This window comes from Lysobacter enzymogenes (assembly GCF_023617245.1).
Classification (GTDB): domain Bacteria; phylum Pseudomonadota; class Gammaproteobacteria; order Xanthomonadales; family Xanthomonadaceae; genus Lysobacter; species Lysobacter yananisis.
The window spans coordinates 1115081-1128725 of the sequence record NZ_CP067396.1 but is presented as its reverse complement, the minus strand read 5'-3'; the positions used below and the strand labels follow the sequence as shown (position 1 = coordinate 1128725).

Annotated in this window: 15 protein-coding genes and 1 pseudogene; 4 read left to right on the top strand and 12 right to left on the bottom strand. The window is 71.8% G+C overall.

Going from position 1 to position 13645, the window contains the following annotated elements; all coding sequences use genetic code 11:
• Positions 1-10 precede the first annotated feature (10 nt).
• The 4 genes from yegS to JHW41_RS04845 form a co-directional block, all read right to left on the bottom strand.
• Positions 11-991, bottom strand: a complete 981-nt coding sequence (gene yegS / locus JHW41_RS04860) for a lipid kinase YegS (RefSeq protein WP_250449216.1) — start codon at positions 989-991, stop codon at positions 11-13.
• Positions 992-1370: 379 nt separating this feature from the next.
• The gene (gene rraA, locus JHW41_RS04855) at positions 1371-1844 is read right to left on the bottom strand and encodes a ribonuclease E activity regulator RraA (RefSeq protein WP_078996061.1); all 474 of its coding nucleotides are present in this window, start codon (positions 1842-1844) and stop codon (positions 1371-1373) included.
• Positions 1845-2070: 226 nt separating this feature from the next.
• Positions 2071-2751, bottom strand: coding sequence for a ribulose-phosphate 3-epimerase (rpe, locus tag JHW41_RS04850; RefSeq protein ID WP_057948936.1), 681 nt, complete (start codon positions 2749-2751; stop codon positions 2071-2073).
• 144 nt (positions 2752-2895) lie between these two features.
• Positions 2896-3234, bottom strand: a complete 339-nt coding sequence (locus JHW41_RS04845; protein ID WP_057948937.1) for a J domain-containing protein — start codon at positions 3232-3234, stop codon at positions 2896-2898.
• Positions 3235-3588: 354 nt separating this feature from the next.
• Here JHW41_RS04845 and JHW41_RS04840 point away from each other — a divergent pair, with 354 nt between their 5' ends.
• From JHW41_RS04840 to JHW41_RS04830, 3 genes are all read left to right on the top strand, one after another.
• Positions 3589-4518: a phosphoribosylaminoimidazolesuccinocarboxamide synthase gene (locus tag JHW41_RS04840; protein ID WP_057948938.1), complete on the top strand. Its 930-nt coding sequence runs from the start codon at positions 3589-3591 to the stop codon at positions 4516-4518.
• 411 nt (positions 4519-4929) lie between these two features.
• Positions 4930-5265 (top strand): DMT family transporter, encoded by a 336-nt coding sequence (locus JHW41_RS04835; RefSeq protein WP_057948939.1) that lies wholly within the window; start codon positions 4930-4932, stop codon positions 5263-5265.
• 121 nt (positions 5266-5386) lie between these two features.
• Complete coding sequence (locus JHW41_RS04830; protein ID WP_057948940.1) at positions 5387-5884, top strand: DUF962 domain-containing protein; 498 nt, start codon at positions 5387-5389, stop codon at positions 5882-5884.
• Positions 5885-5912: 28 nt separating this feature from the next.
• Here the strand turns inward: JHW41_RS04830 and JHW41_RS04825 are convergent, their stop codons facing one another.
• Together JHW41_RS04825 and JHW41_RS04820 are read right to left on the bottom strand one after the other, a co-directional pair.
• A complete protein-coding gene (locus JHW41_RS04825) occupies positions 5913-6368 on the bottom strand; it encodes a hypothetical protein (RefSeq protein ID WP_158229788.1) in 456 nt (151 codons plus the stop codon).
• 248 nt (positions 6369-6616) lie between these two features.
• Positions 6617-7048, bottom strand: coding sequence for a hypothetical protein (locus tag JHW41_RS04820; RefSeq protein WP_158229910.1), 432 nt, complete (start codon positions 7046-7048; stop codon positions 6617-6619).
• A 68-nt stretch (positions 7049-7116) separates the two neighbouring features.
• On the opposite strand from JHW41_RS04820, the gene JHW41_RS04815 reads away from it, so the two are divergent.
• Positions 7117-7995: a DMT family transporter gene (locus tag JHW41_RS04815; protein ID WP_250449215.1), complete on the top strand. Its 879-nt coding sequence runs from the start codon at positions 7117-7119 to the stop codon at positions 7993-7995.
• A 47-nt stretch (positions 7996-8042) separates the two neighbouring features.
• On the opposite strand, the pseudogene JHW41_RS26380 reads toward JHW41_RS04815, so the two are convergent.
• From JHW41_RS26380 to hmgA, 6 genes and pseudogenes are all read right to left on the bottom strand, one after another.
• Positions 8043-8087: pseudogene (locus JHW41_RS26380) on the bottom strand (DUF6053 domain-containing protein); the annotation flags it as partial.
• Between the two features lie 27 nt (positions 8088-8114).
• Positions 8115-8981 (bottom strand): NAD-dependent epimerase/dehydratase family protein, encoded by an 867-nt coding sequence (locus JHW41_RS04810; protein WP_078998166.1) that lies wholly within the window; start codon positions 8979-8981, stop codon positions 8115-8117.
• Positions 8982-8991: 10 nt separating this feature from the next.
• Positions 8992-10224, bottom strand: coding sequence for a Na+/H+ antiporter NhaA (nhaA, locus tag JHW41_RS04805; RefSeq protein WP_250449214.1), 1233 nt, complete (start codon positions 10222-10224; stop codon positions 8992-8994).
• An 82-nt stretch (positions 10225-10306) separates the two neighbouring features.
• Positions 10307-11320, bottom strand: a complete 1014-nt coding sequence (locus JHW41_RS04800; RefSeq protein ID WP_250449213.1) for a sodium:calcium antiporter — start codon at positions 11318-11320, stop codon at positions 10307-10309.
• Between the two features lie 88 nt (positions 11321-11408).
• Positions 11409-12062 (bottom strand): lectin, encoded by a 654-nt coding sequence (locus JHW41_RS04795; protein WP_250449212.1) that lies wholly within the window; start codon positions 12060-12062, stop codon positions 11409-11411.
• Positions 12063-12298: 236 nt separating this feature from the next.
• Complete coding sequence (gene hmgA, locus JHW41_RS04790) at positions 12299-13630, bottom strand: homogentisate 1,2-dioxygenase (protein ID WP_250451414.1); 1332 nt, start codon at positions 13628-13630, stop codon at positions 12299-12301.
• Positions 13631-13645 lie beyond the last annotated feature (15 nt).

Here is a 13645-nt window from a genome sequence, read left to right as displayed (position 1 = left end):
TGCGCGACGGTCAGGATGCCGTCGCGCGCGCGGCCGCGCCGGGCAGGGTTTCGGCCGCGGCCGGCTCGCCCAGCAAGGGGCAGCCGGGCGGCAGGTGCATGCGCACCCGTCCCGGTGCGCAGTCGATGCGGAAGTGGCGCGACTGGACCGGCTCGCCGTCGAGGTTGAGGTTCAGCGGCTGCGGCGATTCGATCTCGACCCAGCGCAGTTGCGCGCGCGCGGCGATGCGTTCGAGCGCGGCGTGCTGGCCTTCGGTGAGCAAGGCGCGCACCGTAGCGCCGACCTCGCCGGACAGGTCCGGGACCACGGTCACGTCGAGCAGCCCGTCGTCGATGCGCGCGTCCGGGCACAGCGCCTGGCCGCCGCCGGCCTGGCGGCCGTTGCCGATGCCCAGGGCGATGAAGTCGCCTTCCCACTCGAAGCCCTCGCCGTGCACGCGCGCGCGCATCGGTTCGATCCTGCCCAGCTTGGCGATGCCGGTGACCACGTAGGCCAGGCCGCCGAGCATCTTCTTGAGGCCGGCGTCGGTCTCCAGGGTGACCTGGGTGCCGAAGCCGCCGCTGGCGAGGTTCGCCGCCCAGTGCAGGCCGTCGGGCGCCTGCAGCCGCAGCAGGTCGACCGGGCGCGGCGGGCAGCGCTGGACCAGGTCCAGCGCCTGCGCCGGATCGGTCGGGATCGTGGCGGCGCTGGCGAAATCGTTGGCGGTGCCCAGCGGCAGCAGGCCCAGGCTCGGCAGCGCGTCGGCGTCTTCGTCGCGATGGGCGAGCGTGGTGGCGACTTCGCTGAGGGTGCCGTCGCCGCCGCCGGCGATCACCGTGTCGACGCCGTCGGCGATGGCCTCGGCGACGTAGCGTTCGGCGTCGCCGCCTTCCCAGGTGACGCGCACGTCCAGCGCGACGCCGCGGTCGCGCAGCGCGGCCACGGCCTTGCGCACGTCGTCGTTGCCGGCGGACTTGCCGTTGAGGATCAGGCGCCAGCGGGGCGAGGTCATGCGCGCGGTTCTCCGGTGGGAAGGCGCGGCGAGGCTAGCAGCCGCGCGCGAGGAACGGATGAATGTACGGATGCGCCAAGTCTGTCACACACGTGTCATGGCCGATCCGGAATATAGGAGGCCATATCAGGGACGACGGGCGGAGGCGGGATTGCCTCCAAATCTTCCGGGACGCGGGCCGCAAGGTCCGCGTCTTTTCATTTGCGGACGGTCGTTCGCGGGTGGGGTGCGGCGGCGGCCTGCGGGCGAAGTTCGACGCAGTCGCGGTCTCGCGGTCGCGGCTCGCGCCGCTCCTACAGTCGGATACGCACCGGCCGCAGCTGCTGTAGGAGCGGCGCGAGCCGCGACCGCGAAACCGCGGCCACGACGAAACCACGCGTCACTCCAACGCTTCGTCCGCGAACACCACCCCGTCCTCGTCCGCGCACACCCAATCGCCCGGACGGATCGACACCCCGCCGAACGCGAGCGCGACATCGCGCAGCCCCTGCCCGTGCTTGTCGGTCTTGCGCGGGCAGGTGCCCAACGCCTTCACGCCCAGCGCCATCGCGCCGATCGCGGCGCTGTCGCGGATCGCGCCGAACACGACCACCCCGGCCCAACCGTTCGCCACCGCCTGCGCGGCGAGCTGGTCGCCGAGCATGGCCCGGCGCGAGGAACCGCCGCCGTCGATCACCAGCACCCGGCCCGCGCCGGGTTCGGCCACTGCTTCGCGCACCCGCGAGTTGTCTTCGTAGGCCTTGATCGTGCTGACGATGCCGGCGAAACCGATGCGGCCGCCGAAGTCGCGCAGCGGCAGGTCGAGCACGCGCACGCGCGCGTCGTGGCGGTCGCACAGGTCGCAGGTGTTCATCGCGGCGCATCCGGTCGGCGGGGATGCGGGCACGATGCCATGCGCGGCGCGATGGCGACAGCGGTGCGTCCGGCCGCGGCGAGCCGTGCCGAGTGCGCGGTGCGCGGCGCCGACGGGTCGTATGCGCCGCCGGGTCGGAAACGATCGCGATACGGCGGCCGCTAGCGGCGGCCGCCTCCGCACGCAACCGACGCCGATGGCATCGGCCGCGCTGCCGCCGCGGCGCTTACTTGCGCGCCGCCGCCACCGCCGCCTTCATCCGCCCGATCGTGTCGGCGTAGTCGGGCGCGTTGAAGATCGCCGAGCCGGCGACGAAGGTGTCGGCGCCGGCGGCGGCGATTTCGCCGATGTTGTCGGCCTTGACCCCGCCGTCGATCTCCAATCGGATCGCGCGGCCGCTGCGGTCGATGCGCTCGCGCACCCGGCGCAGTTTCTCCAGCGCCGAGGGGATGAAGCTCTGGCCGCCGAAGCCGGGGTTCACCGACATCAGCAGGACCATGTCGAGGTCGTCGAGCACCCAGTCCAGCACCTCCAGCGGCGTGCCGGGATTGAGCACCAGCCCGGCCTTGCAGCCGAGCGACTTGATCAACTGGATCGTGCGGTGCACGTGCGCGCTGGCTTCGGGGTGGAAGCTGATCGTGGTCGCGCCGGCCTTGGCGAAGTCCGGGACGATGCGGTCGACCGGCTCGACCATCAGGTGCACGTCGATCGGCGCGGTCACGCCGTGCTTGCGCAGCGCTTCGCAGACCATCGGGCCGATGGTCAGGTTGGGCACGTAGTGGTTGTCCATGACGTCGAAATGGACCCAGTCGGCGCCGGCCTTGAGCACGTTGTCGACCTCCTCGCCGAGCCGGGCGAAGTCGGCCGAGAGGATGGACGGGGCGATGACGGTGGATTGCGTGGTCATGGACGGGGCCTGGCGGGGAGATGGCTATTGTCGCGCCGGGGGGCTTTGCCTGCAAAAGCCGAGGAGCGAGCGGGGAGGAGCGAGGAGTGAGAAAGAGCCTGCTTTCGCTCGCTCCTCACTCCTCCCCGCTCACTCCTCAGCTTTTCATCCGCGGCGCTTGCGCAGCGCCCGGATCCGGTCGTACGCGCGGTTGATCTCCCGCGCGCGGGCCTCGGCGCGCTCGCGGGCCTCGGCCGGGTCGTTGGCGTAGCGGTCGGGGTGGTGCTGCGAGATCAGGCGGCGGTAGGCCTTGTCGATCTCGGCGTCGCTGGCCTCGCGGTCCAGGCCGAGCGTGGCGTAGGGGTCGTCGCGGCGCAGCCGGAACCAGTCGGTGTCGACGGCGTGGCCGATCAGCAGGCCGACCAGGGCGACCCAGGGGTTGCCGCGCGACAGCGCCAGGCCGACGCAGAATCCCAGCAGTTTGCCGTACCAGTTCTGCTTCATCGGGGCCGCGTCCGGTCCTGGCTTCGGGCCGCCGCGGCCCTTCGCCGCGCATCTTAGCGGGGCGGCTGCCGGCGCGGGGCCGCCGGGCGGGCCCGGGCCAGGGCGGATCGTCGGAAACGACCGGGCGCGGGCCGCTCCAGGCCGCTTCGCGGCACTCCGGCGCGATCCGGGCCGATGCGCGCGCGACCCGCCCGCCGGGGGGCCTGCACGCCGGCCGCAAGCGGCGTACACTGCCCGGCCCCGTCGCGCACGCACGCGCGCGAACCCGGGCGGCCCGGACGGCCCCGGCCAACGACCGCTCAGGCGCGCAGGCGCGCGGGGAGTCGTTGCCTTACGCCATCAGGGGTCCCCACGTTGACGACCACGCTGCTGCAATCCGAACTGCCCGGCCTGCCTCTTCGCCACCGCGGCAAGGTCCGCGATGTCTTCGATCTTCCCGCCGACCGGCTGCCCGCCGGCGCGACGCCCGGCGGCGACTGCCTGCTGATGGTCGCCACCGACCGCCTCAGCGCCTTCGACGTCGTGCTGCCCGACCCGATCCCGGGCAAGGGCGAGATGCTCTGCCAGATCAGCAATTTCTGGTTCGGCAAGACCGCGCACATCATTCCCAACCACCTTACCGGCATCGACGTCGCCGCGGTCCTGCCCGAGGGCGTGGACGCCGGCCTGTACGCCAAGCGCGCGGTGGTGACCAAGCGGCTCAAGCCGGTGGCGATCGAATGCATCGCCCGCGGCTACGTGATCGGCAGCGGCTGGAAGGACTACCAGCGCACCGGCCGGATCAGCGGCATCGCCCTGCCCGGCGGCCTGCGCCAGGCCGAGAAGCTGCCCGAGCCGATCTTCACCCCCTCGACCAAGGCCGCCGTCGGCGACCACGACGAGAACATCGACTTCGACACCGCGGTGCGTACCGTCGGCGCCGAACTGGCCGAGGCCGTGCGCGACGCGACCCTGCGCCTGTACCGCTACGCCGCCGACTACGCGGCGCAGCGCGGCATCCTGCTGGCCGACACCAAGTTCGAGTTCGGCACCGACGCCGACGGCCGCCTGTACGTGATGGACGAGATGCTGACCCCGGACTCCTCGCGCTACTGGCCGGCCGACGAGTACCAGGTCGGCACCAGCCCGCCGAGCTACGACAAGCAGTTCGTGCGCGATTATCTGGAGACGTTGGATTGGGACAAGACTCCGCCGGGTCCGAGCCTGCCAGCGCAGGTGATCGAACGGACCCGGGCGAAGTACGCCGAAGCCTTGCAGAAGCTGGCCGGGATTTCGGTCGACTGACCCGGAGCCAGACGCACAGGGCCGCGCGAGCGGCCCTGTTTCGTTGCAGGGGTGTCGTTGCGTGCTGGGGCGGTCGTTGCGTGCGAGGGCGCGGAGCCGCGTGCGGTCGCGCCGTGGTTCGGGTTGGCGCGGTCGCGGCTTGCGCCGCTCCTACAGGGGCTTCGGCCGGTTCGTATCCGGCTGTAGGAGCGGCGCAAGCCGCGACGCGGTCAATCGGCCGCCGGGGAACCCCGTCCGGCGACGCTGCAGCCGACCTGGCCTCGGCGCACCCCAACCCCGCCCGGACTGTCGCCTGGTTTACAGACCCCACCGCCGCCGCGCGCGACACTGCGGCCAGTCCCGTCGAGTCCGTGCCAGCCCCGGCCATGCGCGCTACCCTGCCGATCCCCCTCGCCGCAGACCCGCACCCGCATGAATCCCGGCTACCTGTACCTGGCCGTCGCCATCGCCGCCGAGGTGATCGCGACCAGCGCGCTCAAGGCCTCGGAAGGCTTCACCAAGACCGGCCCGTCGCTCGTCGTCGCCGCCGGTTACGGGGTCGCGTTCTACTTCCTCTCGCTGGTGCTCAAGACCGTCCCGGTCGGGGTCGCCTACGCGATCTGGTCGGGCGTCGGCATCGTCCTCATCGCCCTGATCGGCTGGCTGTTCATGAAACAGCAGCTCGATGCCGGGGCGGTCGCCGGCATCGGCCTGATCGTGGCCGGGGTGCTGGTGATCCAGCTATTCTCGAAATCGGCGGCGCATTGAGCGCTGCGCCGGGCCGCGGGCCCGTCGCGCCGCGCCGACGCCGCCACAGCCGCGCGCCGTTCGCCGGCGCGTCCGCCACCGCGCGGGCCGCACGCCCGCTTCTCGCCCACGGGAGCCGTCCATGAGCACCCTCGCCCATTCCGCCGCCGTCGCCGACCGCCCGATCGACCGCTGGTTCGCCAGCTATTCCGGCGACCACGTCAACGCCACCAACCAGCGCATCCACGTGTTCGCCGTGCCGGCGATCCTGTGGAGCGTGATCGCGCTGCTGTGGTGCATTCCCTCGCCCGACCCGATGTTCCGCGCCGGCGTCTGGGCCGCGCTGCCGATGTTCGCGGCGATGCTGTTCTACTACCGCTCCTCGCGCGCGCTCGGCCTGGGCATGCTGGTCCAGTTCGTGCTGTTCGCGCTGCTGACCCACTGGATCGCGCAGACCTTCGGCATCCGCGCGCTGCTGTGGACCGCGGTGACGGTGTTCGTGGTCGCCTGGATCGCGCAGTTCATCGGCCACAAGATCGAAGGCAAGAAGCCGAGCTTCCTGACCGACCTGACCTACCTGCTGATCGGCCCGGCCTGGGTGCTGGCCAAGCTCTACCGCAAGCTCGGCTGGTCGTACTGAGGCCGCGCGCGGCCGGCGCGCCGCGCGCTCAGCCGCCGAGCAGCATCGGCGGCGTCAGCCAGCCCAGCAGCAGCGGCACGCTCAGCACCAGCGCGGTCGCCAGCCACCACGCCAGCGCCGCCGGCACCGCGAGCAGGCAGGCGCGCGGCCACGACAGCGGCCCGCGCTCGCCGTCGCGCACCGCCAGGCGCAGCCCCAGGACCAGGCCCAGCCACGGCAGCGCGGCGACCACCACGACCTGCGCCCACGGCGGCGCCTGCGCGCCGAACAGCCCCCAGGTCAGCGCGGCCGGCATCATCGACATCAGCGCGAACTGCACCGCGACCATCGCCGCGCCGTCGCGCAAGGGCGCGCCCAGCGCGCGGGGCGCCAAGCGCCGCAACACCCAGGCCACCGGCTGCAGCCAGAACAGGAACAAGGCCACGACCACCAGCGCGAAGCACAGCGCGGCCAGGACCACCTTGCCGACCATAGCGATGTCCATGCGCGCTTGTTCTCCGTTGCGGTTGCAGTGTCGCCGGGCGGTATCGGTGTGGCGGGTGGCGCGGTGGCCCGGTTGTCGCGGTGGTTGGGTTGCCGCAACCGTCGGGTTGTCGCGGTTGTTGCAGCGTCGCGGTCGCGGCTTGCGCCGCTCCTACAGGGGCTTCGGCCGGTTCGTATCCGACTGTAGGAGCGGCGCGAGCCGCGACCGCGACAATCGAACGACCGCGATCCCGTAACGCCGCATTGCCCTCAGCCGAGGCCGCCCCACTCCAGCGCCCGCCGCACCAGCACCGCCTCCACCCACAGCAGTGCCACCGCCGGCAACGCCGCCCACAGCGCGCGCCGCCACGCCAGTTTGGCGCCGGCAGGATCGGGCAGATACAGCCGCACGCCGACGCCCAGCGCCAGCCACGACAACGCCGCCGCCAGCGCCGCGAACGGCGCGCCCGAACCGATCGCCGAAGCGTGCGTGGCGATCAACGCCGCCACCGCCAGCATCGCCCACAGCACCACCGCGAACAGCACCGTCCACAGCGCCGCGCCGAACGCCGGCCGCGCGCCGACCGCGCGCGCCACCCGCGCCTGCAGCAGCCACGCCGCCGGCGCCAGCCCGAACACGGCGACCGCCAGCAACAGCAGTCCCCAGCCCATCGGTCCCGCAGCCTGCATCGCTTCCTTCACAATAGCCGTCCCATCACGCCATTCGCGTCCGTCCGCAAGGCGGCCACGATAGCCCACCGGCCCCCGCCATGCCCGCCCGCGATCTGCTCCTGCTGTTGCTCGTCGTCCTGTCGTGGGCGATCAACTTCCTGACCTCGGCGCTGGCCTTGCGCGAGATCCCGCCGTTCCTGTTCACCGCGCTGCGCTTCGCCCTGCTGGCGCTGCCGCTGGCGTTCTTCCTCAAGCGCCCCGCGCCCGGCCAGTGGCCGCGCCTGATCGCGGTGTGCCTGTGCATCGGCGTGCTGCATTTCGGCCTGAGCTTCAGCGCGCTGAAGGCCGCCGGCGACCTGTCCTCGCCGGCGATCGTGATGCAGAGCTATGTGCCGATGACCGCGCTGCTGGCGTGGTGGCTGCTCGGCGAGCGCTTCGCCTGGCGCACCGGCGCGGCGATCGCGGTCAGCTTCTGCGGCGTGCTGGTGCTGGGCTTCGACCCGATGGTGCTCGACCACCCGCTGGCGGTGGTGCTGATGCTGGTCTCGGCCGCGTTCCTGGCCCTGGGCACGGTGTTGATGAAAGGCCTGCGCGGGCTCGACATGCTCAGCCAGCAGGGCTGGACCGCGCTGATCGCGGTGACCCCGCTGCTGGCGATCAGCCTGGCGCTGGAGCCCGGCGGCGTGGCCGCGTTGCCGCACGTCGGCTGGGTGGCCTGGGCCGGCGTGGCCTACGCCGCGTTCGTGTCCTCGCTGCTCGGCCACGGCCTGTACTACGTGCTGGTGCAGCGCCATCCGGTCGCGCAGATCACGCCGTGGCTGTTGTTGGCGCCGGTGATCGCGATCGGCCTGGGCATCGCGTTCTGGGGCGACCGGCCGGGGCCGAGCCTGTGGGTCGGCGGCGCGATGGTGCTCGGCGGGGTGTTGCTGATCGCGTTGCGCAACCTGGCCAAGTCGCGCGCGCTTAAGCGGGCTTGAGGGGCTGTTGTGGGAGGGCCTTCAGGCCCGATGCCTTCGGCTCAGGCCGCGGCGATCCGAAAGAAAAGCATCGGGCCTGAAGGCCCTCCCACAACAGCCCCGCCCTTGCGGGCGCGGGCTCAGCCGCGCGGCGACTCGAACATCTGCGCGCTCGGCCGGAACGGCCGCGGCGCATAGCCGAAATCGCGCTGCGCGGGGCCGACGTCGAACGCCATGTCGCTGCGCATGCGCCGCACCGCGGCCTCGCCCAGGCCGGTGGCGCGGCCGCTGGCCTGGGCGGCCAGCAGGGCGAGGTTGAACAAGGGCGACGGCAGCTCGATCAGCTTCACCGGCGGGCGCAGGCAGGCCAGGGTGCGCGCGACCATGTCGCGGTAGCTCAGGGTCTCGCCGCCGGGCACCGCGTAGGTGTTGCCGAAGCTCGCCGGCGCCGCCAGCGCGGCGAAGGCGGCGTCGGCCAGATCGTCCACGTGCACCGGCTGGCGCAGGCCGTTGGCGCCGCGCGGCAGCGGGAAATAACGCAGGCGCTGGGCCAGCTGCGCGATCCGGGTCAGGGTGGCGTCGCGGCCGGCGCCGTAGATCAGGGTCGGGCGCAGCACCGTGGCCGCGTCGCTGCGCGGTTGCGCGGCGGCGAACAAGGTCGCCTCGCCCTCGCGCAGCTCGGCGGCGACCCGGCGCTCCTCGGCGTCGGCCGAGCCGCGCTTGGTCTCGGCGCTGGTCGAGCCGAAGCCGACCACGCGGCTGGCCTCGATGCCCGAGGTCTCGTACCACTTGGCGAACTTCAACAGCGGTCCGCAGCTGAAGATCGCGTCCACCCGCTTGGGCAGTTCGGGCATGCGTTCCAGGTCGCCGCGCAGCCAATGCAGGCCGGGCCGGTCGGTCTGTTCGCCGCGCGAGATCGCGGTGACCCGCCAGCCATCGTGGTACAGCCGCTGCAGCAGCGGCAGGCCGATCTGGCCGCTGCCGCCGAACACCAATGCGTGCTTCATTCGTTCGTTCTTAGCCCTGGGCGCCGCCGCGCGCGGGCAACACCGCGCGCAGCCAGACATAACCGATCACCGCCGACAGCAGCGAGGCGCCGAGGATGCCGAGGACGGCCTCTTCGTACAAGACCGGGTCCTGATAGGCCAGCGAGGCGATGAACAGGCTCATGGTGAAGCCGATGCCGCACATCAGGCCCAGGCCGACCATCGCGCGCAGGTCCATGCCGGCCGGAAACCGCGCCCAGCCCAGCGCGCGCATCAGCAGCGCCGCGCCGACGATGCCGACCGGCTTGCCGACCACCAGGCCCAGCACCACGCCCATCGGCAGCGCCGCCATCATGTCCTTCATCTCGATCCCGCCCAGCGACAGGCCCGCGTTGACGAAGGCGAACAGCGGCAGGATCGCGTAGGCCACCCACGGATGCAGCGCGTGCTCCAGGGTCTCCAGCGGCGAGTGTTCCTTGTCGTCGTCGATGTTGTTGGTCTTGTCGACGTGCGGGATCAGCAGGCCGGTGGCGACGCCGGCCAGGGTCGCGTGCACGCCGGACTTGAGCACGCACACCCACAGCACCACGCCCAGCGCCAGGTACGGGCCGAGCGACTTGACCCCGCGCCGGTTGAGCAGCGCCATCATCGCCAGCGCCACCGCCGCCCACACCAGCGCGCTCACCGACAGGCCGTGCGAATAGAAGAACGCGATGATCAGGATCGCGATCAGGTCGTCGACCACGGCGATGGTCGACAACAGCAGCTTCATCGCCACCGGCACGCGCGAGCCCAGCAGCGCCAGCACGCCCAGGGCGAAGGCGATGTCGGTCGCGGTCGGCACCGCCCAGCCGCGCATCGCCGCGGCGTCGTCGCGGTTGAGGGCGAAGAACAGCAGCGCCGGCGCGACCACGCCGGCGATCGCGCAGACCAGCGGCAGCACCAGCTGCGAACGCTCGGCGAGCTGCCCGCTGAGCGCTTCGCGCTTGATCTCCAGGGCGACGACCAGGAAGAAGATCGCCATCAAGCCGTCGTTGATCCACAACAGCAGCGGCTTGCCGATGTCGAGCGCGCCGATGCGCACCTGCACCGGGATCTCGCGGAAGGCTTCATAGGCCGCTTGCAGCGGCGAATTGGCGGCGACCAGGGCCAGGACCGCGGCGGCGATCAGGACGATGCCGCCGGCGGCTTCGAGGCGGAAGAACTCGCTGAGCGCGCGCAACGCGCGTCGCGGCAGCCGCGGCGTGGGAGTGATTTCGCTCATCCCGCCATTATAGGCGCGAGACTTGCATGGGGTTTGTGGACGCCCGGCTCGGCGCAGGCGCGGGCGCCGCGCCGAAGCGGGCTCAGCCCAGCATCGCCAGTTCCAGCCCGATCCACGCCAGCAGCGCCAGCACCAGCACCGCGCCCTCGCGCCGGCTGATGCGCAGGTCGCCACGCAGCATCGGATAGAGCATCAGCGCGAACACCGCCGCGGCCGGCAATTCGAAGCGCACGAACGAGGCCGGCAACGGCAGCGTGCGCAGCGCGGCCATGCCGCCGAGCACGAACAGCAGGTTGAACAGGCTCGAGCCGATCACATGGCCGACCACGATCTCGCCCTGCCCGCGCCGTGCCGCGGCGACCGCGGCGGCGGCCTCGGGCAGCGCGGTGCCGATCGCCACCGGCAGCAGGCCGGCCAGCAGCGGCGACAGGCCCATCGCCGCGCCGATGATCGCCGCGTTCGGCGAGCCGAAGCCGCCGGCCGCGGCCGGCAGCGGCGCGTGCAGGCTCCACAGGCCGTGGCCGCCGACGATCAGATAAGCGCCCAGGTGCAGCAACACCGCGGCGATCAGCAGCCGGATCAGGTTGAGGCCGAGGTGGGTCTGGGTCTGCGCGAACGCGGCGATGGCGTCCTGCACTTCGGGCTTTTCGTGGCGGGTGCGCACGGTGGCGAACACCACCACGGCGACGAACACCGCCAGCATCGCCAGGCCCTCGCCGCGGCTCAGCGCGCCGTCCAGGCCCAGGCCGATCACGCCGACGGTGCCCAGCAGCAGCACCAGCAACAGCGGCGCCAGCGCGCGCCAGCGCACCGTCAGCGGCGCGGCCAGCGCCGCCAGGCCCAGGGTCAGGCCGAAATTGACGATATTGCTGCCGACCGCGTTGCCCAAGGCCAGCGCCTGCTGGCCGCGCACCACCGCCTGCAGGTTGACCGCCAGCTCCGGCAGCGAGGTGGCGAAGGCCACCAGCACCAACCCCGCCGCGAACGGCGAGATGCCCAGGCGCTGGGCCAGGCCGGAGGCGCCCTTGACGACCGAGTCGCCGCCCAGGGCCAGCAACAACAGGCCCAGCACGAACAAGCCGACGGCTTCCAACATGGCGTTCTTCCCCTAGTGGCTCTGGATGGCGCGGCGGCGGGGCGTTCGGCCCCGGCCCCATCGGCCGATTATGCCCAGCCCGGCCGCCTCAGGAGCAGCCTTCGACGTAATCGACCTGCGGCGGGATGCCGATGCGCCAGCGCGCCACCTTGCCGTCGCCGGCGGTCTCGAACACCAGCACGCCGCCGCTGGCGTCGCCGACCCGCAGCACCTTGGCGCCCTGCTCGTACTTGTGCGGCTGGACTTCGACCCGGCCGGCATAGAGCTTACCGATCTCGTCGGCGCTCATGCCCTTCTTGCCGCCGCCGGGCGCGACCTCCTTGTCGTTGCCCACGTCCACGCGCACGAACTTGTCGTCCTCGACCATGAAGCCGAACTCGCGCGGATCGCTGCCCCAGATCGGCTGCAGGTAGTAGCAGCCGCCGGCTTCGTCGGGCTTGCCCTTGAGCTCGCCGCCCCAGGCCTGCTTGGCTTGCGCGGCGGTCATGCCGAAGCGCATCTCGCCGTAGCCGTCGAAGCGCGCCAGCCCCGCGCCGGACGCGGGCGGCGGCGTTGGTGCCGGCGCGGTCGCCGGCGGCACGTTCTCGGCCGGCTGGTCGTCCGCCGGCGCCTGATCGACCGCGGGCGCGGTGCTGGCCGACTCTTTCGGCGCGGGTGCGGATTCGCGCTGGCAGGCGCTCAGCCCCAACGCCAGCAGCGCGGCAGCGAGCAGGGAAAGACGGGCGTTCGCAGCGGGAAACATCGGCAGACTCCGGCGCAGTGGGCGCGTTGCGAAAGGCCGGAGCAGCCTAGCGTTTTTGCGTGAACGCAGTGAGAAACGCGGTGCGCGACGGGCAATGGACGGCACTTGCGAATGTGGGAGGGGCTTCAGCCCCGACGCTCTGGCTTCAGCTCATGCAGAGCCGAGAGAAAAGCGTCGGGGCTGAAGCCCCTCCCACAACAACGCAAAAACTTCGCCCCCAAGCGCCGCCGCCGCGCTCAGTCGCGCCCGACCGGATCGAAGTGCTTCTGCAATCCGGCCCAGCAGGCCTGGTAGTCGCGCTGGCGGTGCGCGGCGTCGAAGGCCTGCGCAGCCGGGCGGATCACCGCGCGGGTCTCGAACATGAAGGCCATGGTGTCGACGATGACGTGCGGCTTGCTCAAGTCGGCGTGCGAGGCCTTCTCGAAGGTCTCCGCGTCCGGGCCGTGGCCGGTCATGCAGTTGTGCAGCGAGGCGCCGCCCGGGGCGAAGCCGCCGGCCTTGGCGTCGTACACGCCGTGCACCAGGCCCATGAACTCGCTGGCGACGTTGCGGTGGAACCACGGCGGACGGAAGGTGTGCTGCGCCACCAGCCAGCGCGGCGGGAAGATCACGAAGTCGATGTTGGCCGTGCCGGGCGTGTCGCTGGGCGAGGTCAGCACGGTGAAGATCGACGGGTCGGGATGATCGAAGCTGATCGAGCCGATGGTGTTGAAGCGGCGCAGATCGTACTTGTACGGCGCGAAGTTGCCGTGCCAGGCGACCACGTCGAGCGGCGAATGGCCGATGTCGGCGCGCCACAGGTGGCCCTGGAACTTGGCGACCAGCTCGAACGTGCCTTCCAGGTCTTCGTAGGACGCGTGCGGGGTGGAGAAATCGCGCGGATTGGCCAGTCCGTTGGAACCGATCGGGCCGAGGTCCGGCAGCCGCAGCAGCGCGCCGAAGTTCTCGCACACGTAGCCGCGCGAGGCGCCGTCGACCAGTTCGACCCGGAAACGGATGCCGCGCGGGATCACCGCGACTTCCATCGGCTCGACTTCCAGCGCGCCCAGTTCGGTGCCGATCAGCAGGCGGCCGAGCTGCGGCACGATCAGGGTCTCGCCGTCGGCGTTGTAGAAGAACCGTCCTTGCATCGAGCGGTTGGCCGCGTACAGGTGGATGCCGCAGCCGTGCTGGCCGGCGGCCGAGCCGTTGCCGGCCATGGTGTAGAGGCCGTCGACGAAATCGACCTCGCCCTCGCTCTCGGGCAGCGGCAGCGGGTCCCAACGCAGCTGGTCGGGCGAAACCGGGCCGTCGCCGAAGTCGTTGTGGAAGCGCGGCTGCGCGAACGGCGAGAACGCGCCGTGCATCGCCGCCGGGCGGATCCGGTACAGCCAGCTGCGCCGGTTTTCCTTGCGCGGCGCGGTGAAGGCGGTGCCGCTGAGCTGCTCGGCGTACAGCCCGAACGGCGCGCGCTGCGGCGAGTTCTGCCCTTCCGGCAGCGCGCCGGCGACGGCTTCGGTGGCGAATTCGTTGCCGAAGCCGCTCATGTAGCCGCGCGGGCGCTGGCGCACGGAGTCGGTGCTGGGCATCGGGATCACGTTGTC

Bases quoted from the DNA above. Each gene is read 5' to 3' on its own strand.
- yegS (WP_250449216.1), bottom strand. From the start codon at position 991: ATGACCTCGCCCCGCTGGCGCCTGATCCTCAACGGCAAGTCCGCCGGC.
- rraA (WP_078996061.1), bottom strand. From the start codon at position 1,844: ATGAACACCTGCGACCTGTGCGACCGCCACGACGCGCGCGTGCGCGTG.
- rpe (WP_057948936.1), bottom strand. From the start codon at position 2,751: ATGACCACGCAATCCACCGTCATCGCCCCGTCCATCCTCTCGGCCGAC.
- JHW41_RS04845 (WP_057948937.1), bottom strand. From the start codon at position 3,234: ATGAAGCAGAACTGGTACGGCAAACTGCTGGGATTCTGCGTCGGCCTG.
- JHW41_RS04835 (WP_057948939.1), top strand. From the start codon at position 4,930: ATGAATCCCGGCTACCTGTACCTGGCCGTCGCCATCGCCGCCGAGGTG.
- JHW41_RS04830 (WP_057948940.1), top strand. From the start codon at position 5,387: ATGAGCACCCTCGCCCATTCCGCCGCCGTCGCCGACCGCCCGATCGAC.
- JHW41_RS04825 (WP_158229788.1), bottom strand. From the start codon at position 6,368: ATGGACATCGCTATGGTCGGCAAGGTGGTCCTGGCCGCGCTGTGCTTC.
- JHW41_RS04815 (WP_250449215.1), top strand. From the start codon at position 7,117: ATGCCCGCCCGCGATCTGCTCCTGCTGTTGCTCGTCGTCCTGTCGTGG.
- JHW41_RS04810 (WP_078998166.1), bottom strand. From the start codon at position 8,981: ATGAAGCACGCATTGGTGTTCGGCGGCAGCGGCCAGATCGGCCTGCCG.
- nhaA (WP_250449214.1), bottom strand. From the start codon at position 10,224: ATGAGCGAAATCACTCCCACGCCGCGGCTGCCGCGACGCGCGTTGCGC.
- JHW41_RS04800 (WP_250449213.1), bottom strand. From the start codon at position 11,320: ATGTTGGAAGCCGTCGGCTTGTTCGTGCTGGGCCTGTTGTTGCTGGCC.
- JHW41_RS04795 (WP_250449212.1), bottom strand. From the start codon at position 12,062: ATGTTTCCCGCTGCGAACGCCCGTCTTTCCCTGCTCGCTGCCGCGCTG.
- hmgA (WP_250451414.1), bottom strand. From the start codon at position 13,630: ATGCCCAGCACCGACTCCGTGCGCCAGCGCCCGCGCGGCTACATGAGC.